We start from the raw sequence: 23,976 nt of genomic DNA, 5'->3' as shown, positions 1-23,976 counted from the left end.
GCGTCCGGCCGTCTCTCCAACCCGTCCCACCGTCTCTCCAGTGTGTCCCAAGCGCCTCAGCAGCGCCGGTGAAGGGGTATTTACGGATTAGGTCTGGGACCTGCAACCCCCAATCTGAAAAAACTTTGCATTTCTTAACAGAAACTTCTCTAGGTTAATGAAAACAATAGGTTAGCTTAATAATTCTCTCTTCCGAGCCGGTAACGGACCGCACGGAACGGGGGAAAGAACAGCCCCTGGGCGGAATCGTACCCAATGCTGGGTATGCGCCCGGAACCAGGGCAAACAAAACGCCGCCCGAGTCTCCTCGGACGGCGCAAATTCTGCGAAGGTCGCAGGCTTACTTCAGATCGAACCTGTCTGCATTCATGACCTTGTTCCAGGCCGAGACGAAGTCGCAGACAAATTTGCCTTCTGCGCCTGCCTGACCGTAAACCTCGACCAGAGCCCGCAGCTGCGAGTTGGAGCCGAAGACCAGATCGACGCGGGTACCGGTCCACTTGACCTCACCGCTGGCGCGGTCCCGACCTTCATAGACGCCTTTACCCGCGGGTTTCCATTCGGTGCCCATGTCCAACAGGTTGGTGAAGAAGTCGGTGCTGAGCGTGCCGACGCGTTCGGTCAACACACCATGCTTGGTGTCACCAAAATTGGCGCCGATCACGCGCAGACCGCCAACCAGCGCAGTCATTTCAGGCGCCGACAGCGTCAGCAGCTGGGCTTTGTCGACCAGAAGCTCTTCGGGCGAAACCGAATAATCCGTCTTCTGATAGTTGCGGAAGCCGTCGGCCTCGGGCTCGAGCACGGCAAAGCTGTCCACATCGGTTTGATCTTGCGTCGCATCGGTGCGGCCCGGGGTGAACGGAACCTCAACCTCCTGACCGCCGGCCTTGGCGGCCTGCTCGACACCCACATTACCGGCCAGAACGATCACGTCGGCCAGAGACACTTTCTTGCCCCCGGATTGTGCGCCGTTGAACGCCGCCTGAACGCCCTCAAGCGCGGTCAGTGCCTTGGCCAGCTTCATCGGTTCGTTCGCGTCCCAGTCTTTCTGCGGAGCAAGACGGATACGTGCGCCATTGGCACCGCCGCGCTTGTCCGAGCCGCGGAAGGTCGAGGCCGAAGCCCATGCGGTCGAAACCAGCTCGGACACCGAGAGGCCAGTGGCCGCGATCTTAGCCTTCAGCTCGGCCACATCCGCGTCACCGATCAGCTCGTGATCCACGGCGGGGACATTGTCTTGCCACAGCAGTTCCTCGGCCGGAGATTCCTCGCCGATGTAATTCGAACGCGGGCCCATGTCGCGGTGGGTCAGTTTGAACCATGCACGGGCGAAAGCGTCAGCGAATTCTTCCGGGTTCTCGTGAAAACGCTTTGAGATCGGACCATAGATCGGGTCCATGCGCATCGCCATGTCGGCGGTGGTCATCATGGTTTTGACCTTCTTCGACGCGTCATGCGCCGCCGGGGCCATGTCTTCTTCTTTGACATTTACCGGTTCCCAAATCCACGCGCCCGAAGGGCTTTTGGTCAGGTTCCAGTCATATCCGAACAGCAGGTCGAAATAGCCGTTATCCCATTGGATCGGATTTGCGGTCCATGCGCCCTCGACCCCTGAAGTGGTGGTATCGTCACCCTTGCCGGACCCAAACTTGTTGATCCAACCAAAGCCCATCTCTTCGATCGGGGCGGCTTCGGGTTCGGGGCCGACCAGATCGGGATCGCCCGCGCCATGCGCCTTGCCGAAGGTGTGACCACCAGCAACCAGAGCAACGGTTTCCTCGTCATTCATTGCCATACGGCCAAAGGTGTCGCGGATGTCACGACCCGAAGCCAGAACGTTGGGCTCTCCGTCCGGACCTTCAGGGTTTACATAGATCAGGCCCATCTGCACTGCGGCCAGAGGGTTTTCCAGATCGCGCTCACCGGAATACCGGCTCTGCGGATTGTCGGTCGGGGCCAGCCATTCTGTCTCGGTTCCCCAATAGATGTCTTCTTCGGGGGCCCAGATATCGGCACGGCCGCCGGCAAAACCAAAGGTTTTGCCACCCATGGATTCGATGGCGCAGTTACCTGCCAGGATCATCAGGTCAGCCCAGGAAATCTGGTTTCCGTATTTTTGCTTGATCGGCCACAGCAGACGACGCGCCTTGTCGAGGTTACCGTTGTCCGGCCAACTGTTGAGCGGCGCAAAACGCTGGTTCCCGGTCGAGGCCCCGCCACGGCCATCTGCCGTCCGGTAGGTGCCTGCACTATGCCAGGCCATCCGAATGAACAGACCACCATAATGGCCATAATCCGCCGGCCACCACTCCTGTGAATCCGTCATCAGCGCATATAGGTCTTCTTTCAGCGCCTTCATATCCAGCTTTTTGAACTCTTCGGCATAGTCGAAATCCGAACCCAGAGGATTCGAAGCCGCTCCGTGCTGGTGCAGGATCGACAGGTTTAGCTGGTTCGGCCACCAATCCCGGTTGGAACGGGTTCCAGCGCCGTGCATCACAGGGCATCCGCCTGCTTTGGGGTTATCACTTCCGTCCATATCGGTCTCCAATCCTAGCTAATATCCGGCGATCTTGCGCAGTGAAATTCGTGGTAATCAAGAACACAGATTCAAGACACGTTTTCCCCATCCAAATACACTGAGCATCTGGCAAGGGTATCGGTATTCCTGAAGTCCTGACCTAGTCAGAAATAGCAAATTGCATTCATGCATAAAAGTTTTGTTTAATGATGAAAACCATAGGAAATAATTATGAAGAGAACATCCCCGGATCCCGTGCAATCGGAGCAATTTTCAAATCCCTGAATAACCTTGGGTCACATATAGACCACAGCCCTTGTTTTTCATCCGTATGCGACCACTGTCTTTATGAACGACACGAGCGCGGGTTCTTTTGTTCGGATCCGCGCCTAATACAGATTGACCGGCGTATTTGACTGCCGGTTCCGAAAATTTTTGGAGTCTGAATGCAATTTGACTATGTAATTGTCGGCGCAGGATCCGCCGGTTCGGTTCTTGCCGGTCGTCTGAGCGAAGATCCTGGAATACGTGTCTGCCTTCTTGAAGCCGGAAACGGCGGCAACGGCATGCTTACCAGATTGCCCGCGGCAACAGTGGCCTCGCTGCCGGGGCGGCCGAAAATCAACAACTGGGCATTTGAAACCGTGGCCCAACCGGGGCTGAACGGCCGCAAAGGATATCAGCCGCGCGGCAAGACGGTGGGCGGGTCCAGCGCGATTAACGCAATGTTGTACGTCCGGGGTCAGCGTCAGGACTATGATGGCTGGGCTGAACTGGGCTGTGCCGGTTGGGACTGGGACAGCGTCCTTCCCTATTTCAAGATGTCCGAACATAACGAAGATGGCGCCGACGACCATCACGGCGACAGCGGCCCTCTGCACGTGTCAAACCAGAAACAGCCGCGCCCGATCACGCTTGCCTTTATTGAAGCTGCCGAACAGATGCAGCACCGCCGAAACCGGGACTTCAACCGGGGCGATAACGAGGGCGTTGGTCTGTATCAGGTCACACAGTTTCACGACCCGTCGAAGAATGGCGAGCGATGCTCGGCAGCGGCGGCCTATGTCTTTCCGGTCATGGACCGCCCGAACCTGACGGTCATTACCGACGCCCATGCCAAAGAGCTGACCTTTGAAGGAAAGCGGGCCACCGGTGTGGTGTACAGGAAAAAGGCCAAAGGTGCGGATATCACTGTCTCCGCCAGGCGCGAGGTTCTGGTTTGCGCCGGTGCACTTCAAACTCCGCAGTTGTTGCAGCTATCCGGGATTGGTGCCGCTGATGATCTGGTCAAACATGGGATCGAGGTGCGGCACGACCTGCCGGGTGTTGGCAAGAACCTGCAGGACCATCTGGATTTCACGCTGCTCTATAAAACCCGGGACACCAACACATTCGGCATCGGTGCCGCTGCCGCACTGAATTTGGCAGGACATATTTGGCGCTGGCGTAAGACCGGTAAGTCGATGGCGGCCACGCCATTTGCCGAGGGCGCCGCGTTTCTGAAAACCTCCCCGGCTTTGGATCGCCCCGACATCCAGCTGCACTTCGTCATTTCCTTGGCCGATGATCATGCAAGGAAGCTGCATTATGGCTATGGGTTCGGCTGCCATGTGTGCAAATTGCGCCCCGAAAGCCGTGGCACGGTCGGGCTGCACAGCGCCGATCCTTTTGCCGCTCCGGCCATTGATCCGGCTTACCTGTCCGATGACCGCGATCTGGACACGCTGATCAAGGGCGCGCGTATGACCAAAGACATTCTGCACGCGCCGGCCTTCAGTAAATTCCGGCACAAAGCGATGTACGGCATGGATGACGCTCAGACCGATGCGGATTGGGAGCACCATATTCGCGCTCGCGCCGATACGATCTATCACCCGGTCGGAACCTGCAAAATGGGTGTGGATGCGATGGCCGTGGTTGACCCCGAGCTGCGCGTGCGCGGGATCGAGGGGCTGCGCGTGGTCGATGCATCGGTCATGCCGACTCTGGTCTCGGGAAACACCAACGCCCCAACCATCATGATCGCCGAGAAAGCCGCGGACCTGATCAAAGCCACCGCCCGATAAGGGCTCAGCCGTCCTTCATCAGGGCCTGCAGTCCAGCGCGGTAATCCGGATACAAAAGCCGGATACCCAGTTCATCCTTGATCCGGTCATTCCTGACCCGCTTGTTTTCATTATAGAAACTTCGGGCCATCGGAGACATATCGGCCTGGTCGAACGGAACCGCAGCGGGCAGAGGCAGGCCTTGCAGTTCAGCCGCATAGGCGATGACATCCTGTGGCGGCACCGGCTCATCGTCACAGACATTGTAAATCGCACCCGGGTTCGGCGATGCCATCGACGCCGCAAGCACCTGCGCGATGTCCGCCACATGGATGCGCGAGAACACCTGCCCCGGTTTGATTATGCGGCGCATTCCCACCCGTTTAAGTTTGGAAAATGGGCCGCGCCCGGGGCCATATATCCCGGCAAGGCGAAAGATGTGGACGGGCAGGCCCGGAATGTCTTGCCATTGTGTCTCGGCCCGGACGCGCCACCTGCCGCGCTCGGCCATTGGTGAAGGAAGGGTCGCCTCGTCCACCCAACCGCCTTTGTGGTCCCCATAGACTGCGGTTGTGGAAAGGTATCCGACCCAATCGAACTGACCTGCGCGGTCAGCGATTTCGTCGCCAAGCGCCGCCAGCACCGGATCTCCGCCCGCATTCGGCGCGGTCGAAATCAACAGATGTGTTACCCCGTCCAAATTAACCTTCTGACCGGGCCAGATCACCGGTTCGGCACCGGATGCCCGGACCGCACCCGATTGCGCCGGATCGCGCGTAGTTCCGAATATGCGCCAACCCGCCGGTTCAAGATGCCGCGACAGGGCCTGCGCCGAATATCCGTGACCGAATGAAAAGAGTGTCTTAACCATATCCTTCTTGATGATCGCCAATGGTCCAAGATGCAAGCACCCGCACTGGATACTTGATTCGAATCCCCACATACGCCTTTCATGAGTCATGAGTACAAAATCGCCCGACCTGCAGGCAGCTTATGCGCTAGACAGCCCCGAGGACCACAAACGGCTTTATGCCGAATGGGCTGGCGACTATGATGACGGTTTTGCGGCGCGCGAGGACTATCAGTTGCATATCCACACAGCCCGCGCCTTTGTCAGCGCCGGGGGACAGGGTCCGGTTTTGGATGTCGGTGCAGGCACCGGGCTTTGCGGTGCGGTACTGGCCGGGTTGGGCGTTGGTCCGATCGACGCCACCGATATCAGCGCCGAGATGCTGGATCAGGCCCTGCGCAAAGACATCTACCGCGACGCGATTGAGGCTGACCTGAACCAGGGCATCCCGGTGCCGCGCGACAGCTATTCGGGCATTGTGTCCTCGGGCACATTTACCCATGGCCATCTCGGCCCCGAGGCCCTGCCCGCGCTGTTGAACGTGGCCCGGACAGGCGCGCAATTCGCTCTGTCGATTAACGCGAAACACTACGAATCTCTGGGATTTGCTGACGCACTGCACCAGCTTGCCCATGGGCAGATACAAAACCTGTCCCTGCCCGAAGTTCGAATCTACGGCGACCTGGCTGCCGGGCCCAACCGGGACGATACCGCCCTTATCGCAATGTTCGAGAAGATCTGAACCCGCTCAGCGCCCTTTCCAGACCGGGTCGCGTTTCTCGGCAAAGGCGCGCGCGCCTTCGAGGTTGTCTTCAGAACCATATAGAATGTCCACCGTCGGCAACTGCCGCCCGGTGATCCGGTTCATGGCATCCTGAAACTTGGAATCTTCGGCGTCGCGCACGATCTCTTTGATCGCCGCGTAAACCAGCGGGGGGCCGCTGGCCAATAAACGGGCCAGTTCCCATGCCCGGTCTAAAAGCTGATCACCTGGGACGATCTCGTTGATCAGGCCCCAACCTTTTGCCTCAACCGGATCGAACCAGCGGCCAGTCAGCAGCAGTTCCATCGCGATATGGTAGGGGATGCGTTTTGGCAGCTTTACACTGGCCGCATCGGCCACGGTGCCCGACCGGATTTCGGGCAGGGCAAAGCTGGCATGCTCTGCAGCGATGATCATATCCGCACTCAGCGCCAGTTCCAGCCCTCCACCACAGGCAATCCCGTTCACCGCGGCGATGACAGGCTTGTTCATATCCCGCAATTCCTGCAGCCCGCCAAAACCGCCGACTCCATAATCTCCGTCCACGGCGTCTCCGTCCGCGGCGGCCTTCAGGTCCCACCCCGGGCAAAAGAACTTTTCGCCACCACCGGTCAGGATGGCCACGCGCAACTCAGGATCATCGCGGAATTCGCGGAACACTTCACCCATGACCCGGCTGGTGGCCAGATCAATGGCATTTGCCTTGGGTCGGTCCAGAGTGACCTGCAGAATCGCGCCATCGCGCTTGGTTTTAACCGGGTTCATATACGTGCCTTTCGGATCAGAGCATCCACGGCCACAGCGCCATCGGGATTGCAGATGAGTGGATTGATTTCAACTTCGCTGACATGGGCTGCATTGGCAATAACATAGGCTTGCACAGCCTCGGCTGCATTCAGGATCGCCTCGGTATCCGCCGCCGGTTTACCGCGATACCCCGCAAGCAACGGCGCACAGTTCAGCTTGCCCAGCGCCTGACGGACCACGTCCCGGGATGACGGGATCAGCACTGAAACACTGTCGCGCAGAATTTCGGTCAGCACGCCTCCAGCCCCTAGCGTCAGAACATAGCCATGGGCCGGATCACGGGTGACGCCGATCAATAACTCGGCAACACCGCCTTGGGCCATCTCTTCGATCAGAACTTCGTCGGTTCCAAGCTCGGTCGCAACCGCGCTCAGATCGTCCAAGCCGACGCCAAGGCGCACCGCACCGTGTTCGGATTTATGCGCAAGCCCGACGCCCTTGACCGCGAATGGAGCCGTCAGATTCGATGCAGCATGCGCAGCCTTGTCCGGACGCGTCACTACGGATTGAGGAATCCGCAGACCATGATCTGCCAGCGCCCGTTTGGCCTCTGCTTCGGTCAAGACATGGTTTGCCTCAGCCTGCGAGGGCAACAGTACCGGATCAGCCGGTGCCGCAACCGGCCGCGCGGCGGCCTCAACCGCAGCCAAGGCTTCATGCAGACCGGCAAAAGGCACCACACCGCCGACCAGCAGGCGCTGCGCCACTTCCTCTGGCAAAAGTTCTGGTAGGGTCGCGGCAACGGCAAAAGGTCGCCCGGTTTGGGCAGCGCAGTTCAACGCCGCTTGGGTGGCACATTCCCAATCCGATGCGTCGGTATGAGGATAGTCGACAATCGCAATGGTAATGGCTTGTTCCGGCCCGGTCATCGCCGACCACGCGCGGGTCATCGCTTTGGTATCGCGCCATATATAGGTGTGGTAGTCCAGCGGGTTCGCCAACGCCACCATGGGCCCCAAAGCTGCGCGCAGGTCAGCTTGCTGCACCTTGGTCAATGGCGGGAAATGCAGATCGCGCCCCTCGGACATATCTGCGGCTAGGCTGGCCTCACCGCCCGAGCAGCTGATGGTACCCAACCCGCTGCCGCGCAATCGCCCCGTAACATGCAACAGCTTGAGACATTCCAAAAAGCTGGGAATGTCGTCCAACCGTGCGATTCCCAACCGGTCCAGAAACGCCTGCGCGCCCGCATCACCACCTGCCAAAGACGCGGTATGCGAAATCGTCGCCGCCTGCGCATGGGACGAGCGGCCCATTTTCAAAGCAACGACCGATACGCCCCGTCTGCGTGCCTTGTCGGCCAAAGCCTCCCATTTTCGCAGATCGCCAAACCCCTCGATATGAACACCGATAGCGGTGATCCGGTCGTCGTCCAGAAGTGTTGAGGCAACGTCAGCCTGATGTGTCTGCGCCTGATTCCCGCAGGTCAGCATGAACGCCAGCGGCAGGGCCCGGCGTTGCATGGTCATGTTGATTGCAATATTCGAACTTTGCGTCAGGATCGCTACGCCTCGTTCCACCGGTTGCATCCCATGCTGATCCGGCCAGACTGCGACTTGGTCCAGCCCGTTGACGAAACCATAGCAGTTGGGACCCAGAACAGGCATTTCCCCGGCGGCTGCAATCAACTGGTCCTGCAGATCGGCGCCCAGATCATCCTCGGCTCGCGCCTCGGTGAACCCCGACGCGAAACAAACCGCACCCCCTGCCCCGATCGCTGCCAGCGCCTGAACCGCCTCGATTGTTGCATGACGATTGATGCCCACAAAGGCCACATCCGGGGCTGTGGGCAAATCCTCGAGCCGCGCAAAAACGCGCTCTCCGGCGACCTCGGCGGCTTTGGGATGGACCGGCCAGATATCGCCCTGAAACCCGAACTTGCGCGCCTGTTGAATGACTGACGCGCACCAAGCCCCACCACCGATCACAGCAATGGAGCTGGGGTTCAACGCCCGTGCCAGCGCCGTTGTCATGCGCCAAGTGCCCGCAACAGCTCACGACTGATGATGTGACGCTGAATCTCGCTTGTACCGTCCCAGATGCGTTCGACACGCGCATCGCGCCAGAACCGTTCCAGCGGGTAATCGTCCATCAGCCCCATGCCGCCATGCACCTGAATCGCGGCGTCAGTCACCCGTGCCAGCATTTCGGACGCATAGAGCTTGGCCGAGGCAATCTCGCGGTTTGCAGGCAGCCCTTTGTCCAGCCGGTCGGCCGCTGCCAGTGTCAACAGGTCAGCGGCATCGATTTCGGTGATCATATCGGCGATCTGGAATGACACGCCCTGGAACTTGCCGATTTTCTGACCGAATTGTTCACGCGTGGCTGCATAGTCCAGCGCATAGTCAAAGGCGCGACGTGCGCGTCCGACCGACATGGTCGCCACGGTGATGCGGGTGGCATATAGCCAGGTATTCATCACCTCGAACCCGCCATCGACCTCGCCCAACACCTGACTGTCGGGCAGGCGACAATTGTCAAAATCCAGGACCATGTTCTTATAGCCCCGGTGGCTGACCGATTTATACCCGTCCCGGATGGTGAATCCCGGCGTGCCGCGATCCACAAGAAAGGCTGTGATCCGTTTCTTTGGACCTTTTGGCGTCTGATCTTCACCCGTCGCGATGAAAACGATGATGAAATCGGCATGCTCCGCGCCCGAGATGAAATGTTTGGTCCCGTTGACGACCCAATCTCCGCCGTCTCGAACTGCGGCACATTTCATACCACGCACATCCGAACCTGCACCTGGTTCGGTCATCGCCAGTGCATCCATCCTTTCGCCCCGAACTGCGGGCATCAGATAGCGTTCGACTTGCTCGCCCTCGCAGGCCATCAGGATGTTTTGCGGACGGCCAAAGAAGTGGTTCAAGGCCATCGATCCCCGGCCCAGTTCGCGCTCGACCAGTGCAAATTCCCGATGGTTCAGCCCGGCACATCCGACGCTTTCGGGAAAATTGCAGGCATAGAAACCCAATTCAATTGTCTTGCGCTTGATCTCATCCGCTATTTCCTGCGGAACTTCGCCGGTACGTTCAACCAGCTCTTCATGTGGATAGATCTCTTTCTCGACGAAACTGCGAACAGTCGCGGCGATCATCTCTTGCTCGTCGGTCAGGCCATATTGCATCTGCGGTCTCCACATCTGGGGCATGCGATATCGTGGCCCGGGTTGCAAAGTTCATCGTGCAGAAATAGACGTTAACCATGCGAAGATGGACAAAATCGCCTGCCGCGATGCAGCAATTCGGGGTCCTGCTTTTTGATGGGTTTTCAAACCATTGCCTTGCCAACACCGTCGAACCCCTGCGTGCGGCCAATTCGCTGGCTGGACGAAAACTGTATGACTGGGAATTCCTGTCGCTGACAGAAGGGCCGGTCACATCATCCTCGGGGTTGCAGGTTACGCCGCACGCAAGACTGCAATCTGCCCGCGGCGGTACATTGATGGTGATGCCATCCTATGGGTTTCGCGCGCATGGCGGCTGGCCGACGCTGACCGGATTGCGATCCGCCGCAAATCGCTATGACGTTCTGGCTGGGCTGGACACCGGAAGCTGGCTGCTGGCGCTGGCCGGACTGCTGGACGGGTATCGCGCCACCATCCATTGGGAAGAGCTGACCGGCTTTACCGAGCGGTTCCCCGAGATCGACGCCCGGCGCGAGCGGTATGTCCTAGACCGGAATCGCATTACCTGTTCCGGCGCCATGGCCGCGTTTGATCTTGTGTTGCACCTGATCGGTCAGGACCACGGGCAGGCGCTGGCCCTCGAGGTGGCGCAACTGTTCATGACCCGCGATTCCGCGCGGTCGCATTCCGGAGGGGTCGGGGCAACCAGTGGGTATGTGAACAAGGCCTTGGCGCAGATGCAGGAGAATCTTGAAACTCCGCTGCCCATTACGGAGATCGCCCGACAGGTCGGACGCTCGCACAAGGCGTTGTCCACGCGCATGCAGGCCGAGCTTGGCGCAGGTCCGGCCCAGGTCTATCGCCGCTTGCGCCTGAATCTGGCGCGGAAACTGGTGACAGAGACCGACCTGACCGTCAGCGAGATCGCCCTGCGCGCCGGGTACGACGACCCCAGCGCCCTGACCCGTGCCTTCCGGGCCGAGTTCGGGATCACTCCGCGCGCCCTGAGGGTCGGCTAGGTATACATCTGCTTTTTATAGGCCCGCGTGCGTGTCGTCGCCTCGGCCGAGCCGTCATGATAGGTGCCAAACCACTTGTCGAACGGGATCTCTGAGGTGCCATAGTTGCACTCGAAATACCGGTGATGCAGCTGGTGGAAAAAATCGCCTGCGCGGGCGGCCTCGGTCTCCCCGGCTTTCAGCTTTTCGAACCCGGAATGGGACAGAACCGGGCTGACCTGCTGGAAATAGGCGTGGAATAACAAATGTATCGGGTGCGACGGCACGATCAGGTGGATGAAATAGGTGGTGAAGTACAACAGGTTCTCAAACCAGTGATTTGATATCCCCGACCACGGCCCGATATTGACGTTGCGGTGATGCACGGCGTGGACATGTTTATAGAGCTTGGGGTGATGTTCCAGCCGATGCACCCAATAGAAATGCAGCCCCGACCACATGGGGATTAGCGACATCCAGATCACAAACCAGACCGGTGCGGCGGACCATGTGACCGTGGGGACATAGCCATTTGCCATCGCCCAATAGATCCCCCATTGGTAAATCGTGGCGACACTCATGGCGCTGCCCAGGGTCCACCAGATATTGTCCCAGACCTGATTGCGAAAGGTGAAGGTCCCGTTGTCCCGGGTCAGATCCCGGCGGTCGAACTTCTTGTACATGCCCTGCCCTTTGCGCATGTACAGCCACCAATGCAGCCCGCCCGCGACCAGAATCTGAGGCACCATGTTCAGCAACCAGATTCGGAACATCCAGCCGGGCTGGAAGGTCTTCATCGTCTCTAAACCCGGGAAAAACAGCACATAGGCCACCACCGCAAGCCCCAGGCACAGGGTCAGGGCAGTGACCTGAAGCCATGCACCACCATACCATTTCAACACTGCAGACAGGCGGGGCGGCCAGTTAAACAGCGGGTTCAAAGCCACAGGCCCATCGGGGTGGTAATTCCAGCGGGCGGCCTCGGGATTTTGGTCAGTGTCCGGCATCACGGTCTCTCGTCAGCTTGCGTAATCCGAGCCTTCGGCATCCAACAGGGCCTTGATCTCACGCAAATGTGCCTCGGCCTGATCGGGATATTCTTCCAGTTCCTGAGCTGTCTTTTCCGCAATCTCGTCTGACAAAACGCGCAGGGGTTGGCCCGTCTGTAAGGCACGGATATACGTTTCAGCAGCGCGTTCGAAATAGTAGAGTCTATTAAAGGCATCTGCCGGGTTACTGCCCAAAATCAAAACCCCATGATTACCCATGATCATGACTTTCTTTTTTGGGTCTGCCAGCATGGTTGCGCAACGTTCCCCCTCGCTTTCGAAAGCAAGTCCACCAAATTCGTGATCGACCACATAACGGTTGTAAAACGTAGTGGTGTTCTGATCGATCGGCGGCAATGTGCTGTCGGCCAACGAGGCCAGAACCGTGGCAAAGATGGAATGCACATGCATTACACAGCGGGCATGAGGACAGTGCCGGTGAATCGAACCATGCAGGCCCCAGGCAGTTGGGTCCGGTGCGCCGGGTTGGGTCATGACATCAGCGTCTTTGGCATCCAGAAATAGCAGGTTCGATGCTTTGACTCGTGCAAAATGCATCTGATTGGCGTTCATCAAGAATTGCGTGCCGTCCTGATTCACCGCCAAGCTAAAATGGTTTGCGACCCCTTCGTGCATATTCAGACGTTCAGCCCATCGAAATGTGGCCGCCAAATCCACACGTTCAGGCCAATGGTCAATATTGGGGCGCAAGCTGGCAACGCTCATTTCCGTCTCCTGTCAGCGGATTGCTTGATTGGAAAATCGTGCCCGCAGTAGAAAAAATTGACCAACGAAAAAATCGCGCCTATTTCATAAGCTGAACTAATGGCCAGGTTATGCCCATGCAAAAACAGCTGCCCCCGTTGGGTTGGCTTCGGACTTTCGAGGCCGCGGCCCGCCACCTGTCCTTTACCGCTGCAGCGCGCGACCTGAACATGACACAAAGTGCAGTCAGCCAGCAAATCAAGTCGCTTGAGGCCTATCTTGGCCAACCGCTTTTCCTGCGCCGTCCCCGCGCACTTGAATTGACCGGGGCCGGGATCAGCTATCTCCCTGTCGTGCGTGAGGCATTTCGCACATTACTGCGCGGAACGCGGGCCGTGACCGGGGCCCAGCAGAACGCGGTGCAGGTACAATGCAACATCACTTTTGCGGTCAACTGGCTGGCCCCCCGCCTTCCAATGTTTCAGGCCGAACACCCGTCTGTACAGCTGAACATATTCACCGAGTTGTGGGAGCCCCGGGAAATGGCGGAGGGGGCTGCGGTAGAAATTCGATTTTCGCTCAGACCTTCGGACACGGTGCGAACCGAACTGCTGCGATCCGATCATTATTATCCGGTTTGCGCGCCGGGCTATGAGGTGTCGCTGGATACACTACAGCGAACCCCCTTGTATGACTGCTCAAACCTGCTGTCGAATTGGCAGAATTGGATCGAAGATCAGGGTCTAATTTGGGAAAATCCTCCGATCACATATTCCACCACCTATCTGGTCAGCCTGTCGGTTGCGATGGCCGGGGGTGGCTTGTGCCTGACGCATGACACAATCGCGCGCGACTTGATTGATGAAGGTCGATTGGTTGCACCATTCGAGTATCGCGCAGTTGTGCCAGAGGCCTATTACCTGTTGCTGTCGCCTCAGGCAGAAGAGTCACCAGGAGCGATTGCCTTTGCCGAATGGGTCCGGCGCGAGATTGCGAAAACGTTCCCTGGCTAGGCCGTGGCTCTCCTGCCTAGCATAGCGGCTCTTACGGGACCTTCACGGGGCTAGGCGCAACAGCGCTGACGCGCTGCATGACGGAATCATGATAACTGCCGAGCAGGGGTTGCACCTTTCCGTGCGTTCGGGAAAGTTGGGCCATGGAATTCACACCTTTCCCAAGCTGGCCCGATACCGCCCCCCGTCTGATCGCTGTCGCCGCAGGGCGTCAAGCCGCTGACCTTGTTGTCCGCAGCGGGATCTGGGTTAACGTGCACAGCCGCGAAGCCCTGCCCGATCATGACATCGCGATTGTCGATGGACGTATCGCCTATGTTGGCCCCGATGCTTCGCACTGCGTCGGCCCGAACACCCGGATCATCGAGGCAGAGGGGCGGTATATGCTGCCCGGCCTGTGCGACGGGCATATGCATATCGAATCAGGAATGCTGACCCCGGCCGAATTTGCGGGGGCCGTTATCCCTCATGGCACGACAAGCATGTTCACTGACCCGCACGAAATAGCCAACGTGCTGGGCCTGGACGGCGTTCGAATGATGCATGACGAGGCGCTGATGCAGCCCGTTAACATTTTCACCCAGATGCCTTCTTGCGCGCCATCGGCGCCAGGGCTTGAGACCACCGGTTATGAGATCACCCCCGAAGACGTGGCCGAGGCGATGAACTGGCCGGGCATCATCGGACTGGGCGAGATGATGAATTTCCCAGGCGTCATTCATGGCGATCCCAAGATGCTGGCCGAGATTGCCGCGACCCAACGGGCAGGGAAAACCGTTGGCGGGCACTATGCTTCGCCTGATTTAGGGCCTGATTTCGCAGCTTATGTCGCAGGCGGCCCTGCCGACGACCACGAAGGCACCTGCGAGGCCGATGCCATCGCGCGGGTGCGTCAAGGGATGCGGTCGATGATGCGGTTGGGATCGGCCTGGTATGACGTCGAAAGTCAGATTACCGCCATCACCGAGAAAGGGTTGGATTCTCGAAACTTCATCCTGTGCACGGATGATTGCCATTCCGGCACGCTGATAAATGACGGGCACATGAATCGTGTGGTGCGCCATGCTATCAGCTGTGGCTGCGACCCTTTGGTGGCGCTGCAGATGGCAACGATCAATACAGCCACGCATTTCGGGTTGGAGCGCGATATCGGCTCGATCACGCCCGGGCGCAGGGCGGATATCATCCTCAGCTCGGACCTGAAGGACCTGCCCATCGAGCTTGTCATAGCGCGCGGCCAAATCGTGGCAGAGGACGGCAAGATCACTGTGGACTGCCCGCATCTGAATTGGCCTGCAGCCGCTCGAAACACCGTGCATCTGGGCCATGCCCTGACCAGCGCGGATTTTCAGATCGAGGCCCCTAAGGGGGCGAACCGCGTTCAGGCCAATGTGATTGGTGTGGTCGAAAACCAAGCCCCGACCAAAGCGTTAAAGGCCGAACTGCCCATCATTGGCGGCCTGGTTGAAGCCGAGGGTGAGGTCTGCCAGATTGCGCTTGTCGAACGCCACCGCGCAACGGGCGGGGTCACAAATGCCTTTGTCTCGGGGTTTGGATATCAGGGGCGCATGGCAATGGCTTCGACCGTTGCCCATGACAGTCACCATATGATTGTTGTTGGGACCGACCGCGAACAGATGGCCCTTGCCGCAAATCGGCTGGCCGAGATCGGCGGTGGCATCACCATTTTCCGAGACGGTGAGGAACTGGCGCTGGTGGAACTGCCCATCGCTGGACTGATGTCTGATAGCCCGGCAGCCGAAGTGGCCGCCAAGGCCGAACAAATGGTTCGGGCGATGCAGGCCTGTGGCTGTAAACTGAACAACGCCTATATGCAGCACTCATTGCTGGCCCTGGTGGTGATCCCGGAATTGCGAATCTCGGATGTCGGGCTGGTGGATGTGCGCAAATTTGAAAAGATCGATCTTTTGGAACCCCTTGCATGACAATAATACGAGCACCTAAGGCCCCCGCGCCCGAGAACTTCACCGATCCCGCAGCCGCGGTCGCAAGGTTGGAAGAACTGTACGAGCAAGCCACCAGCTTCCTGTGCGAGAACTTTGCCAATGTGATCGAGCACGGAGCACCAACTGAACGCTTCAGAGCCTATTACCCGGAAATTCGCATCAAAACCTCCTCCTATGCGCGGGTCGACAGCCGGCTAAGTTTTGGTCACGTCTCGGAACCGGGCATCCACTCGACCACTGTAACGCGGCCAGATCTGTTCCGGTCCTATTTGACCCAACAGATTGCCCTTTTGATCAGAAACCATGACCAGCCGGTCACGATCGGGGCTTCGGACACACCCATTCCGGTTCATTTCGCCGTGGCCAACAATCCTGATCTGATCGTTCCGCATCAGGGCGCCGCCGGATTTACCCTGCGCGATGTATTCGACGTACCGGACCTGACAACCACCCATGACGACATCGTCAATGGCGTCCATGACCACGAGGAAGAAGACGGCCCGCTGTCTTTGTTTACTGCGCAAAGGGTCGACTATTCACTGGCCCGGCTGGCACATTACACTGCGACTGATCCCAGTCATTTCCAGAACCATGTGCTGTTCACCAACTATCAGTTCTACGTCTCGGAATTCGAAAACTATGCACGCGCGCAGCTGGCCGAACCAGACAGTGGCTATACCAGCTTTGTCTCGACCGGAAATGTAGAGATCACCACCGAAGGCGGAGCGCTGGAACAACCCCTGAAGCTGCCGCAGATGCCGACCTATCACCTAAAGCGGGCGGATGGATCGGGTATCACGCTGGTCAACATCGGCGTCGGTCCGTCGAACGCCAAAACCGCGACCGATCATATCGCCGTGTTACGCCCGCATGCCTGGCTGATGGTTGGCCACTGTGCCGGGCTGCGCAACACACAGGCATTGGGCGATTTTGTTCTGGCCCATGCCTATCTGCGCGAAGACAAGGTTCTGGATGATGACCTGCCGGTCTGGGTGCCGATTCCGCCTTTGGCCGAGATTCAGGTTGCGCTGGAACAGGCTGTAGCCGAGGTCACCAAGCTGGAAGGTTATGAGCTGAAACGGGTCATGCGCACAGGCACCGTCGCTTCGGTCGATAACCGCAACTGGGAACTGCGCGACCAATCCGGCCCGGTACAGCGACTCAGCCAATCACGGGCAATCGCGCTGGATATGGAAAGCGCGACCATTGCCGCCAACGGCTATCGGTTCCGTGTTCCCTATGGCACGTTGCTCTGTGTTTCAGACAAGCCGCTGCACGGCGAATTAAAGCTTCCTGGCATGGCCTCTGCCTTCTATACCACGCAGGTCAGCCGCCATCTCGCGATCGGAATTCGTGCGATGGAGCACCTGAGGGGCATGCCGCTGGAGCGCCTGCACAGCCGGAAATTGCGTTCCTTTGATGAAACGGCCTTTCTCTGAAGCAAAAAAGCAACGAATTCCCCCTATTTTTAGGGTTTTCGACGCTACTATTCGTTGTGTTCACCTACAATATCCCGTTACAGTTACGCGGTGAGGCCCTATTTATCGGGCACGTTAAGGAGACCAAGAAATGGCAAAGCCTATGACAAAGACTCAGCTGGTTGCTGCTCTCGCTGAGGAAATGGGAACCGACAAGAAAGCTGCGAACACTGCGCTGGAGGCCATGACCGGCCTGATCACCCGCGAAGTGTCGGCGGGCGGCGCGGTGACCCTGCCTGGTGTCGGCAAAATCTACTGTCGCGAGCGCCCCGAGCGCATGGTGCGTAACCCTGCCACCGGCGAGCAGTTCAAGAAAGAAGCCGACAAAGTGGTCAAAATGACCATTGCGAAGGCGCTGAAGGACAGCGTGAACGGCTGATCCCAGCTTTCACTGCAAAACGATCAAGGGCCGCCGCTTGGGGGCCCTTTTTCTTTTACCCCCTATTGAAGCCAATTTTTTGTAAGGCTTTGGGAGGCCGGCCGTGGTCAGCCTGGTGTTATGCAATCTGAGATCAGCGAAGAATAAACGTAGCGCCGCGCTCATTAGCTGGGTGCGCAACAGGACCGGTGGCCTAAGCTGGCGAATGCCACAAATTCGCGAGGCTGGCCCCGTCACAGAGCAAGAACGGACAATCTCCGGTCTACTTTCGGACCAGTAATTTGTTTTGCTGCACTCGCCCCAAAAGAAATTCATTCTCGGCGATGGAAAATTTGATTGGCTCATCCGAACCAATTATTCGTCATGTGTCACCTTTCGAAGCGAATGAATTGTCTAAAGTTTGGAAAATAAGTAATTTCATTAGATAACTTGGCGACCCCGGCAGGATTCGAACCTGCAACCTGCCCCTTAGGAGGGGGCTGCTCTATCCAGTTGAGCCACGGGGCCGCGCAAAACTCTCTGTAGCGTGGTTTTTTCGGGTTGTCATCGGCTTTGAAGGGCAGTTGTAAAATGCGTCCTGTTCACGCTACCATCGGACAAAACAACAACGCAGGTGCACCCCGTGACCACAGAAAACAAACGCCCACTCACCCTTCGTGATGTTTCTGAAGCGTCCGGAGTGTCTGAGATGACGGTCAGCCGGGTTCTGCGCAATCGAGGTGACGTGTCGGATGCGACCCGCACACGCGTTCTGGCCGCAGCAAAAGAACTGGGATACGTGCCGAACAAAATCGCTGGTGCGCTTGCCTCAAGCCGGGTGAACCTTGTGGCGGTGATCATCCCGTCGCTGTCGAACATGGTGTTCCCCGAGGTGCTGACCGGGATCAATCAGATTCTTGAGGATACCGAGCTACAGCCAGTGGTCGGCGTCACCGATTATTTGCCCGAAAAAGAGGAAAAAGTCCTGTACGAGATGCTCTCGTGGCGGCCCTCGGGCGTGATCATCGCCGGATTGGAACATACCGATGCCGCACGCGCCATGCTGGATTCGGCGGGGATTCCGGTGGTCGAGATCATGGACACCGATGGTAAGCCGGTGGACGCGATGGTCGGGATTTCCCATCGCCGCGCTGGACGTGAGATGGCACAGGCGATCCTGAAAGCGGGCTATGAACATATCGGCTTTATGGGCACCAAAATGCCCCTGGATCACCGCGCTCGGAAACGGTTCGAAGGCTTTACCGAAGTGCTGGGCAAGCATGGGATCGAGATCGAAGACCGCGAGTTTTATTCCGGGGGCTCGGCCTTGGCCAAAGGCCGCGAGATGACTCAAGCCATGTTGGAACGCTCACCGGATCTGGATTTCCTGTATTATTCCAACGACATGATTGGTGCTGGCGGGTTGCTGTATCTGTTGGACCAGGGGATAGACATTCCAGGCCAGATCGGTTTGGCAGGGTTCAACAATGTCGAACTGTTACAGGGCCTGCCGCGCAAGCTGGCCACAATGGATGCATGTCGACACGAGATTGGGCGCAAGGCAGCCGAGATAATCGCCGTTCAGCTTTCCGATCCCACTTCCGAGGTCGAAAACCGCATAACTCTGACCCCCAAGATCAGTTATGGTGATACGCTGAAACGCCGCTGACCCATGGCGATGCAAAGGCTGAACAATCGGGCGGCCCGCGCCCTGTTCATGGACCGGCACGCGCTGGCAGAACAGCCGTCCGGGGCTGCGAAAGGGCCTGACCTGCTTGAATTGATCAGGCGTCTGGGATTTGTTCAGCTGGACAGTATCAACACGGTCGCCCGCGCCCATGACATGATCCTGTTTTCGCGCAGGCCCGCCTATCGCGCCAAAAACCTCAAGCATGTGTATGAACGTGACCGTGGGCTGTTCGAACATTGGACCCATGATGCCGCAGTCATTCCGATGGAATTCTACCCCCATTGGCATCTGCGGTTTCAACGCGACGCCAACCTGCTGAAATCGCGCTGGAAAAACTGGCGGAGGGATGGGTTCGAGCAGCAGTTCGAAACCGTCCTGCAGCATATCCGCGATCATGGGCCGGTTTCCTCATCGGATGTGGGAAAAGACGAAAAGAAGGGCTCGGGCGGCTGGTGGGATTGGCACCCGTCGAAAACCGCGCTGGAGTTCCTGTGGCGCTCGGGCGCGCTGACCGTGATCGGCAGGCAGGGGTTTCAGAAACGCTATGACCTGACCGAACGGGTGATCGAGACGCATCTTTGCCCCGGCAATATGCCTTATGACGCCGAACAGACCGTGGATTGGTTGTGCCATGCGGCACTTGACCGGCTGGGGTTTGCGACCTCGGGCGAATTGGCGGCGTTTTGGGATACGGTCAGCACCGCAGAAACCCGAAGCTGGTGCAAAACCGCCTTGACCGAGGGCCATGTCGAAGAGATCGAGATCGAATTTGCCAATGGTCAGGTCAGGAAACTGTTTGCACGCCCGGATGTTGCTGAACAAGCCGCGCAGATCCCCCCAGCGCCGGGTCGGATCAGAGTGCTGAGCCCGTTTGACCCGATGCTGCGTGACCGTGACCGCGCGCAGCGGCTGTTTGGGTTTCACTACCGGATCGAGGTGTTTGTCCCCGCCCCGAAACGCACCTATGGCTATTATGTTTTCCCGCTTCTCGAAGGCGACCGGCTGATTGGCCGGATCGACATGAAGGCCCATCGCGATCAGTCGGTGCTGCGGGTCAGCGCCCTGTGGCCAGAACGAACAGTACGGTGGTCAGATGCCCGCACGCGCCGCCTACAGGCCGAACTGGACCGGGTTCGTCGCTTTGCCGGGTTGGATGACATAGAATTTGCCGAGAATTGGCAAAAAGACCCTATTTAGGGTCTGATATACTCAATTTGACCGGCTGCAACCCGTCAATCTCCCCCTCCAGTGAATCTCCGGGCTGAACCGGTCCTACACCAGCCGGCGTTCCGGTCAGGATCAAATCCCCTGGTCGCAGATGATAATAGCCGGACAAGTGACTTATGATCTCGTCAATCGACCAGATCAGCTCATCCAAGGTTGCGTCCTGCCGGGTTTCGCCATTAACGCGCAAAATGATGCGTTTTTGCGGGTCGGGTTGCCAATCGCTCACGCGGGTCAGAGGGGCAAATACGGCTGCATTCTCGAAATCTTTTCCAAGATCCCAAGGGCGCTGTTTGTTGCGCTCGCGAATTTGCAGATCACGTCGGGTCATGTCCAGGGCGCAGCCAAAGCCAAACACCGCTTCCTGCACCTGAGAAGTATCAGCTTGAAAAACCGGCTTTCCGATTGCAACAGCCAGCTCCATCTCATGGTGGAAATTTTCGGTCCCCGGAGGGTAAGCCGTCGTCACCCCAGACAGGACCGCGTTTGCAGCGGCCTTGGTGAAATAGAAAGGGGCCTCACGGTCGACCTCATGTCCCATTTCAGCCGCATGTGCGGCATAGTTCCTGCCCACACAAAAGATTCGCCCAACCGGGTATGTGTCGTCCTCGCCGGTAACCGGCAAAGCGATCGGATCAGGAATAGAGAACAGGCTACCCATCATCATGCCGCCATAAAACAGGTTAGTTAAAGTGGATATTAAAGGGCATAAACCAGAGCAAGTCGCAATCCTTGCAAACCCGCACGCCGGTTTTTGCCGACAATTCGGGGATAATTCGGCACAGGCTTGCCCAAATCGAACCGGTAAGCCTGCGCGTGTTTCAAAATTCGCAGACATGGCTACTTATGGCGCTGGGCTTACTTTCAACATGCGGCTGAAAACACGGCGACAGCTCATTCAGTTTTTAGCCGTTAAACCTTGGAAAACCGCTGTATCGCGCTAGCTTGTTGCTAACAGAAAGCGTTCAGCACTGAGACGTCACCACTCACAAAGGCGGCGGACCACCAATCCTCCGCCTTCTTGCGAAGACACCCGCGTGGACGGCAGAAATCGCTGAAATCCGGGTGCGAGTATTCAGAGGACCACGGCCAAACACCCATCCCCCTGGGTAAGTTTGCGTCTGAGAAAACCCGATTTTCGGGATCTGATGTTCTCTGAAACGTTGCCGGATCGTTTGAACACCCCTCGTATCCGGCTGTAGGCCAGGCACATGGTCCACTCGGGCCTGGCCACTCCGCCAGAGAGGTCACAAAGGCCCTCTGGCGGAGCCCACACACCGTTAGTCCCGAGAATCTGATTGTAATTTCAACTGGTGCAGATCGTTGAGAAGATCCAGCAACGCCTCATGCCGCTCTGGTCCCAGCGTGTTGCGGATTTCTTCAGCCAAAAGCAACGTATAGTCGATGTTATCCCGGATAATCCCTGCCCCTTTGACCGTGATCTCAACAATCTGCCTGCGCTTGTCGACCGGATGGCTTTTCCGCACGACAAGGCCCTTGGCCTCAAGCTTTTGCAGAATGCGGGTCAGGCTGGGCAAAAGCAGACAGGCACGGTCAGCAATATGGGTGGGCTCTTGCGGGCCTTCCTCTTCCAGCACCCGCAGAACCCGCCATTGCTGTTCGGTTACGCCCGCCTCGACAAGCATTCTACGAATAGGCCCCATAACCCGTTCCCTCGCGCGCAGCAGCGCAATAGGCAAAGACCGGGACGTCAATGGAATTTCATGAGCCATGTTAAATTCTGGCCGAATTCGGTTCATTCTTCAACTGACCTTTCCGTGTTCCGAATTCTAGGCATTTATCACTTATTAGAGCCTAGATTATTCCATTTCTCTCTGCGGAAACTTATTCAGAAAAACCTCAGACCACTGGATTCCTGCAAAGGGCGTTGACGTTTGAACCCGGATATTCATCACTGGCACAGGATCGAAAGCGGTGTTCAGAGAAGATTGGAAAATAAAATGAACTGGGATGAATTCTCGGATTGGGGCGCCAAGATTGCTGAGTGGGCACAGGATTACCATCTGACTGTCGGCGACAATCCGGTTAGGGCCAGAACGGAACCCGGTGATATTCTTAACGCCTTACCCGCGCGCCCTCCCGAGCGCTCCCAGGCGATGGAGGAAATCTTTCACGATTTCGAACAGATTGTGATGCCTGGGATTACCCATTGGCAACATCCTCGCTTTTTTGCCTATTTTAATGCAAACGCCTCGGCCCCGTCGGTTCTGGCCGAGTTTCTAACCAGCGCCATCGCTCCGCAATGCATGTTGTGGCAGACATCCCCCGCCGCGACCGAGATGGAGACGCGGATGATGGATTGGTTGCGGCAGGCCCTGGATCTGCCCACGGGCTTTGCAGGTGTCATTCAGGATTCCGCCTCGTCCGCGACCCTAGCCGCTGTGCTGACCATGCGGGAAAAGGCGCTGAATTGGCAGGGCAACCAACAAGGGTTGTTCGGACAGAAACCGCTGCGCGTATATTGCTCGGCCGAGGTCCATACCTCGGTTGATCGTGCCATATGGGTTGCGGGGATCGGGCAGGAAAATCTGGTGCGGGTGCCCATACAAGGCGACTGGCGCGGGATGGACCCACAGGCGCTGGAAACAGCAATCCAAGCCGATTTAGACTCTGGTTATCAACCAACCGGCGTGATCCTCTGCGTCGGCGGCACCGGAACCGGCGCGGCCGATCCGGTAGAGGAATGTCTGAAGATTGCGCAAAAATACGGGCTATATTCGCATGTCGATGCAGCTTGGGCTGGCTCGGCCATGATATGCCCCGAATACCGCCATTACTGGGAGGGAGTCGAGCAAGCCGACAGCATCGTGTTCAACCCGCATAAATGGCTGGGCGTTCAGTTCGATTGCTGCGCCCATTTTCTGAAGGACCCCGATGACCTGGTACGGACACTCGCGATCAGCCCGGAATTCCTGAAGACCCACGGCAAGGACGGGATCATAAATTATTCTGAATGGTCGGTACCGCTGGGCCGCAGGTTCCGAGCCCTGAAACTGTGGTTCGTCATCCGCGCCTATGGTCTGGAAGGGCTACGTGAAAGGTTGCGCAATCATATAACATGGTCAGTGGCTCTGCATGACCGGCTGAAAGCTGAATCCGATTTCGAAATCACCACTAACCCTATGTGGTCATTGTGGACATTCCGCTATGCCCCCCTTGGGTCAACCGATCTGGACGATCTGAACCTACGGCTGGTCAATGCGATCAATGATGATGGCCGCATTTACTTGACTCAAACCCGCGTTGATGGCGACTTGGTGATCCGCTTTCAGGCCGGTCAGTTTGAAACCACGCAGGCAGACGTCCAAATGGCATTTGACGTGATCACTGAAATCGCCCGCTCGCTAAACTAGA

19 protein-coding genes and 1 tRNA gene are annotated in these 23,976 nt (G+C 57.8%); 10 read left to right on the top strand and 10 right to left on the bottom strand.

Annotated features, from left to right (window positions below):
* Positions 1-340 precede the first annotated feature (340 nt).
* Positions 341-2,542 (bottom strand): catalase/peroxidase HPI, encoded by a 2,202-nt coding sequence (katG, locus tag AC2FH6_RS13045; protein ID WP_496702990.1) that lies wholly within the window; start codon positions 2,540-2,542, stop codon positions 341-343.
* Between the two features lie 428 nt (positions 2,543-2,970).
* Here katG and AC2FH6_RS13040 point away from each other — a divergent pair, with 428 nt between their 5' ends.
* The gene (locus tag AC2FH6_RS13040) at positions 2,971-4,590 is read left to right on the top strand and encodes a GMC family oxidoreductase (protein ID WP_496702988.1); all 1,620 of its coding nucleotides are present in this window, start codon (positions 2,971-2,973) and stop codon (positions 4,588-4,590) included.
* A gap of 4 nt (positions 4,591-4,594) precedes the next feature.
* On the opposite strand, the gene AC2FH6_RS13035 is transcribed toward AC2FH6_RS13040, so the two are convergent.
* Positions 4,595-5,440, bottom strand: a complete 846-nt coding sequence (locus AC2FH6_RS13035) for an SDR family oxidoreductase (RefSeq protein WP_496702986.1) — start codon at positions 5,438-5,440, stop codon at positions 4,595-4,597.
* Positions 5,441-5,528: 88 nt separating this feature from the next.
* On the opposite strand from AC2FH6_RS13035, the gene AC2FH6_RS13030 reads away from it, so the two are divergent.
* The gene (locus AC2FH6_RS13030) at positions 5,529-6,161 is read left to right on the top strand and encodes a class I SAM-dependent DNA methyltransferase (RefSeq protein ID WP_496702984.1); all 633 of its coding nucleotides are present in this window, start codon (positions 5,529-5,531) and stop codon (positions 6,159-6,161) included.
* 6 nt (positions 6,162-6,167) lie between these two features.
* Here AC2FH6_RS13030 and AC2FH6_RS13025 read toward each other — a convergent pair whose 3' ends face one another.
* The 3 genes from AC2FH6_RS13025 to AC2FH6_RS13015 are packed head-to-tail and all read right to left on the bottom strand — an operon-like array spanning position 6,168 to position 10,119.
* Complete coding sequence (locus AC2FH6_RS13025) at positions 6,168-6,947, bottom strand: carnitinyl-CoA dehydratase (RefSeq protein ID WP_142637585.1); 780 nt, start codon at positions 6,945-6,947, stop codon at positions 6,168-6,170.
* Positions 6,944-8,962, bottom strand: a complete 2,019-nt coding sequence (locus AC2FH6_RS13020; protein ID WP_496690500.1) for an acetate--CoA ligase family protein — start codon at positions 8,960-8,962, stop codon at positions 6,944-6,946. The genes AC2FH6_RS13025 and AC2FH6_RS13020 overlap by 4 nt, the downstream gene beginning before the upstream one ends.
* Entirely contained in the window at positions 8,959-10,119 is a 1,161-nt protein-coding gene (locus AC2FH6_RS13015) for an acyl-CoA dehydrogenase family protein (RefSeq protein ID WP_496702982.1), read from the bottom strand. Before AC2FH6_RS13015 ends, AC2FH6_RS13020 begins: the two co-directional genes overlap by 4 nt.
* 77 nt (positions 10,120-10,196) lie before the next feature.
* Between AC2FH6_RS13015 and AC2FH6_RS13010 the strand changes: the two genes are divergently transcribed.
* Positions 10,197-11,138, top strand: coding sequence for a GlxA family transcriptional regulator (locus AC2FH6_RS13010; RefSeq protein ID WP_496702981.1), 942 nt, complete (start codon positions 10,197-10,199; stop codon positions 11,136-11,138).
* Here the strand turns inward: AC2FH6_RS13010 and AC2FH6_RS13005 are convergent.
* Together AC2FH6_RS13005 and AC2FH6_RS13000 are read right to left on the bottom strand one after the other, a co-directional pair.
* Positions 11,135-12,124, bottom strand: coding sequence for a sterol desaturase family protein (locus AC2FH6_RS13005; RefSeq protein ID WP_271952593.1), 990 nt, complete (start codon positions 12,122-12,124; stop codon positions 11,135-11,137). The genes AC2FH6_RS13010 and AC2FH6_RS13005 overlap by 4 nt on opposite strands.
* Before the next feature lie 12 nt (positions 12,125-12,136).
* The gene (locus AC2FH6_RS13000; RefSeq protein WP_271952596.1) at positions 12,137-12,892 is read right to left on the bottom strand and encodes a class II aldolase and adducin N-terminal domain-containing protein; all 756 of its coding nucleotides are present in this window, start codon (positions 12,890-12,892) and stop codon (positions 12,137-12,139) included.
* A 116-nt stretch (positions 12,893-13,008) separates the two neighbouring features.
* Between AC2FH6_RS13000 and AC2FH6_RS12995 the strand changes: the two genes are divergently transcribed.
* From AC2FH6_RS12995 to AC2FH6_RS12980, 4 genes are all read left to right on the top strand, one after another.
* Positions 13,009-13,884, top strand: a complete 876-nt coding sequence (locus tag AC2FH6_RS12995; protein WP_496693079.1) for a LysR family transcriptional regulator — start codon at positions 13,009-13,011, stop codon at positions 13,882-13,884.
* A 143-nt stretch (positions 13,885-14,027) separates the two neighbouring features.
* Positions 14,028-15,830 carry an adenine deaminase gene (gene ade / locus AC2FH6_RS12990; RefSeq protein ID WP_496702979.1) on the top strand — a complete coding sequence of 601 codons (1,803 nt, stop codon included), beginning with the start codon at positions 14,028-14,030 and terminating at the stop codon, positions 15,828-15,830.
* Positions 15,827-17,290, top strand: a complete 1,464-nt coding sequence (locus AC2FH6_RS12985; protein ID WP_496702977.1) for an AMP nucleosidase — start codon at positions 15,827-15,829, stop codon at positions 17,288-17,290. Before ade ends, AC2FH6_RS12985 begins: the two co-directional genes overlap by 4 nt.
* 130 nt (positions 17,291-17,420) lie before the next feature.
* The gene (locus AC2FH6_RS12980; RefSeq protein ID WP_142637567.1) at positions 17,421-17,708 is read left to right on the top strand and encodes an HU family DNA-binding protein; all 288 of its coding nucleotides are present in this window, start codon (positions 17,421-17,423) and stop codon (positions 17,706-17,708) included.
* A gap of 430 nt (positions 17,709-18,138) precedes the next feature.
* On the opposite strand, the gene AC2FH6_RS12975 is transcribed toward AC2FH6_RS12980, so the two are convergent.
* Positions 18,139-18,215 (bottom strand) — tRNA-Arg (locus tag AC2FH6_RS12975).
* Between the two features lie 115 nt (positions 18,216-18,330).
* On the opposite strand from AC2FH6_RS12975, the gene AC2FH6_RS12970 reads away from it, so the two are divergent.
* On the top strand, positions 18,331-19,356 hold the full coding sequence (locus tag AC2FH6_RS12970; RefSeq protein ID WP_142637565.1) for a LacI family DNA-binding transcriptional regulator: 1,026 nt from the start codon (positions 18,331-18,333) through the stop codon (positions 19,354-19,356).
* Between the two features lie 3 nt (positions 19,357-19,359).
* Positions 19,360-20,574 (top strand): winged helix-turn-helix domain-containing protein, encoded by a 1,215-nt coding sequence (locus tag AC2FH6_RS12965; protein WP_496702975.1) that lies wholly within the window; start codon positions 19,360-19,362, stop codon positions 20,572-20,574.
* Here AC2FH6_RS12965 and AC2FH6_RS12960 read toward each other — a convergent pair.
* Both AC2FH6_RS12960 and hpaR read right to left on the bottom strand, forming a co-directional pair.
* Entirely contained in the window at positions 20,567-21,265 is a 699-nt protein-coding gene (locus tag AC2FH6_RS12960; RefSeq protein WP_496693083.1) for a fumarylacetoacetate hydrolase family protein, read from the bottom strand. The genes AC2FH6_RS12965 and AC2FH6_RS12960 overlap by 8 nt on opposite strands.
* Before the next feature lie 616 nt (positions 21,266-21,881).
* Positions 21,882-22,334 (bottom strand): homoprotocatechuate degradation operon regulator HpaR, encoded by a 453-nt coding sequence (gene hpaR / locus AC2FH6_RS12955; protein WP_142637561.1) that lies wholly within the window; start codon positions 22,332-22,334, stop codon positions 21,882-21,884.
* A gap of 228 nt (positions 22,335-22,562) precedes the next feature.
* Between hpaR and AC2FH6_RS12950 the strand changes: the two genes are divergently transcribed.
* Positions 22,563-23,975 carry a pyridoxal phosphate-dependent decarboxylase family protein gene (locus AC2FH6_RS12950; RefSeq protein ID WP_496693084.1) on the top strand — a complete coding sequence of 471 codons (1,413 nt, stop codon included), beginning with the start codon at positions 22,563-22,565 and terminating at the stop codon, positions 23,973-23,975.
* Position 23,976 lies beyond the last annotated feature (1 nt).

The sequence above is a fragment of the Ruegeria sp. CDSC045 genome (assembly GCF_059610725.1).
The sequence above is the reverse complement of the archived record's forward strand: the minus strand, read 5'-3'. Positions and strand labels throughout refer to the sequence as shown.

Excerpts from the sequence above, each read along its gene's own strand:
- katG (WP_496702990.1), bottom strand. The coding sequence starts at position 2,542 with ATGGACGGAAGTGATAACCCCAAAGCAGGCGGATGCCCTGTGATGCAC.
- AC2FH6_RS13040 (WP_496702988.1), top strand. The coding sequence starts at position 2,971 with ATGCAATTTGACTATGTAATTGTCGGCGCAGGATCCGCCGGTTCGGTT.
- AC2FH6_RS13035 (WP_496702986.1), bottom strand. The coding sequence starts at position 5,440 with ATGGTTAAGACACTCTTTTCATTCGGTCACGGATATTCGGCGCAGGCC.
- AC2FH6_RS13030 (WP_496702984.1), top strand. The coding sequence starts at position 5,529 with ATGAGTACAAAATCGCCCGACCTGCAGGCAGCTTATGCGCTAGACAGC.
- AC2FH6_RS13025 (WP_142637585.1), bottom strand. The coding sequence starts at position 6,947 with ATGAACCCGGTTAAAACCAAGCGCGATGGCGCGATTCTGCAGGTCACT.
- AC2FH6_RS13020 (WP_496690500.1), bottom strand. The coding sequence starts at position 8,962 with ATGACAACGGCGCTGGCACGGGCGTTGAACCCCAGCTCCATTGCTGTG.
- AC2FH6_RS13015 (WP_496702982.1), bottom strand. The coding sequence starts at position 10,119 with ATGCAATATGGCCTGACCGACGAGCAAGAGATGATCGCCGCGACTGTT.
- AC2FH6_RS13010 (WP_496702981.1), top strand. The coding sequence starts at position 10,197 with ATGCGAAGATGGACAAAATCGCCTGCCGCGATGCAGCAATTCGGGGTC.
- AC2FH6_RS13005 (WP_271952593.1), bottom strand. The coding sequence starts at position 12,124 with ATGCCGGACACTGACCAAAATCCCGAGGCCGCCCGCTGGAATTACCAC.
- AC2FH6_RS13000 (WP_271952596.1), bottom strand. The coding sequence starts at position 12,892 with ATGAGCGTTGCCAGCTTGCGCCCCAATATTGACCATTGGCCTGAACGT.
- AC2FH6_RS12995 (WP_496693079.1), top strand. The coding sequence starts at position 13,009 with ATGCAAAAACAGCTGCCCCCGTTGGGTTGGCTTCGGACTTTCGAGGCC.
- ade (WP_496702979.1), top strand. The coding sequence starts at position 14,028 with ATGGAATTCACACCTTTCCCAAGCTGGCCCGATACCGCCCCCCGTCTG.
- AC2FH6_RS12985 (WP_496702977.1), top strand. The coding sequence starts at position 15,827 with ATGACAATAATACGAGCACCTAAGGCCCCCGCGCCCGAGAACTTCACC.
- AC2FH6_RS12980 (WP_142637567.1), top strand. The coding sequence starts at position 17,421 with ATGGCAAAGCCTATGACAAAGACTCAGCTGGTTGCTGCTCTCGCTGAG.
- AC2FH6_RS12965 (WP_496702975.1), top strand. The coding sequence starts at position 19,360 with ATGGCGATGCAAAGGCTGAACAATCGGGCGGCCCGCGCCCTGTTCATG.
- AC2FH6_RS12960 (WP_496693083.1), bottom strand. The coding sequence starts at position 21,265 with ATGATGGGTAGCCTGTTCTCTATTCCTGATCCGATCGCTTTGCCGGTT.
- hpaR (WP_142637561.1), bottom strand. The coding sequence starts at position 22,334 with ATGGCTCATGAAATTCCATTGACGTCCCGGTCTTTGCCTATTGCGCTG.
- AC2FH6_RS12950 (WP_496693084.1), top strand. The coding sequence starts at position 22,563 with ATGAACTGGGATGAATTCTCGGATTGGGGCGCCAAGATTGCTGAGTGG.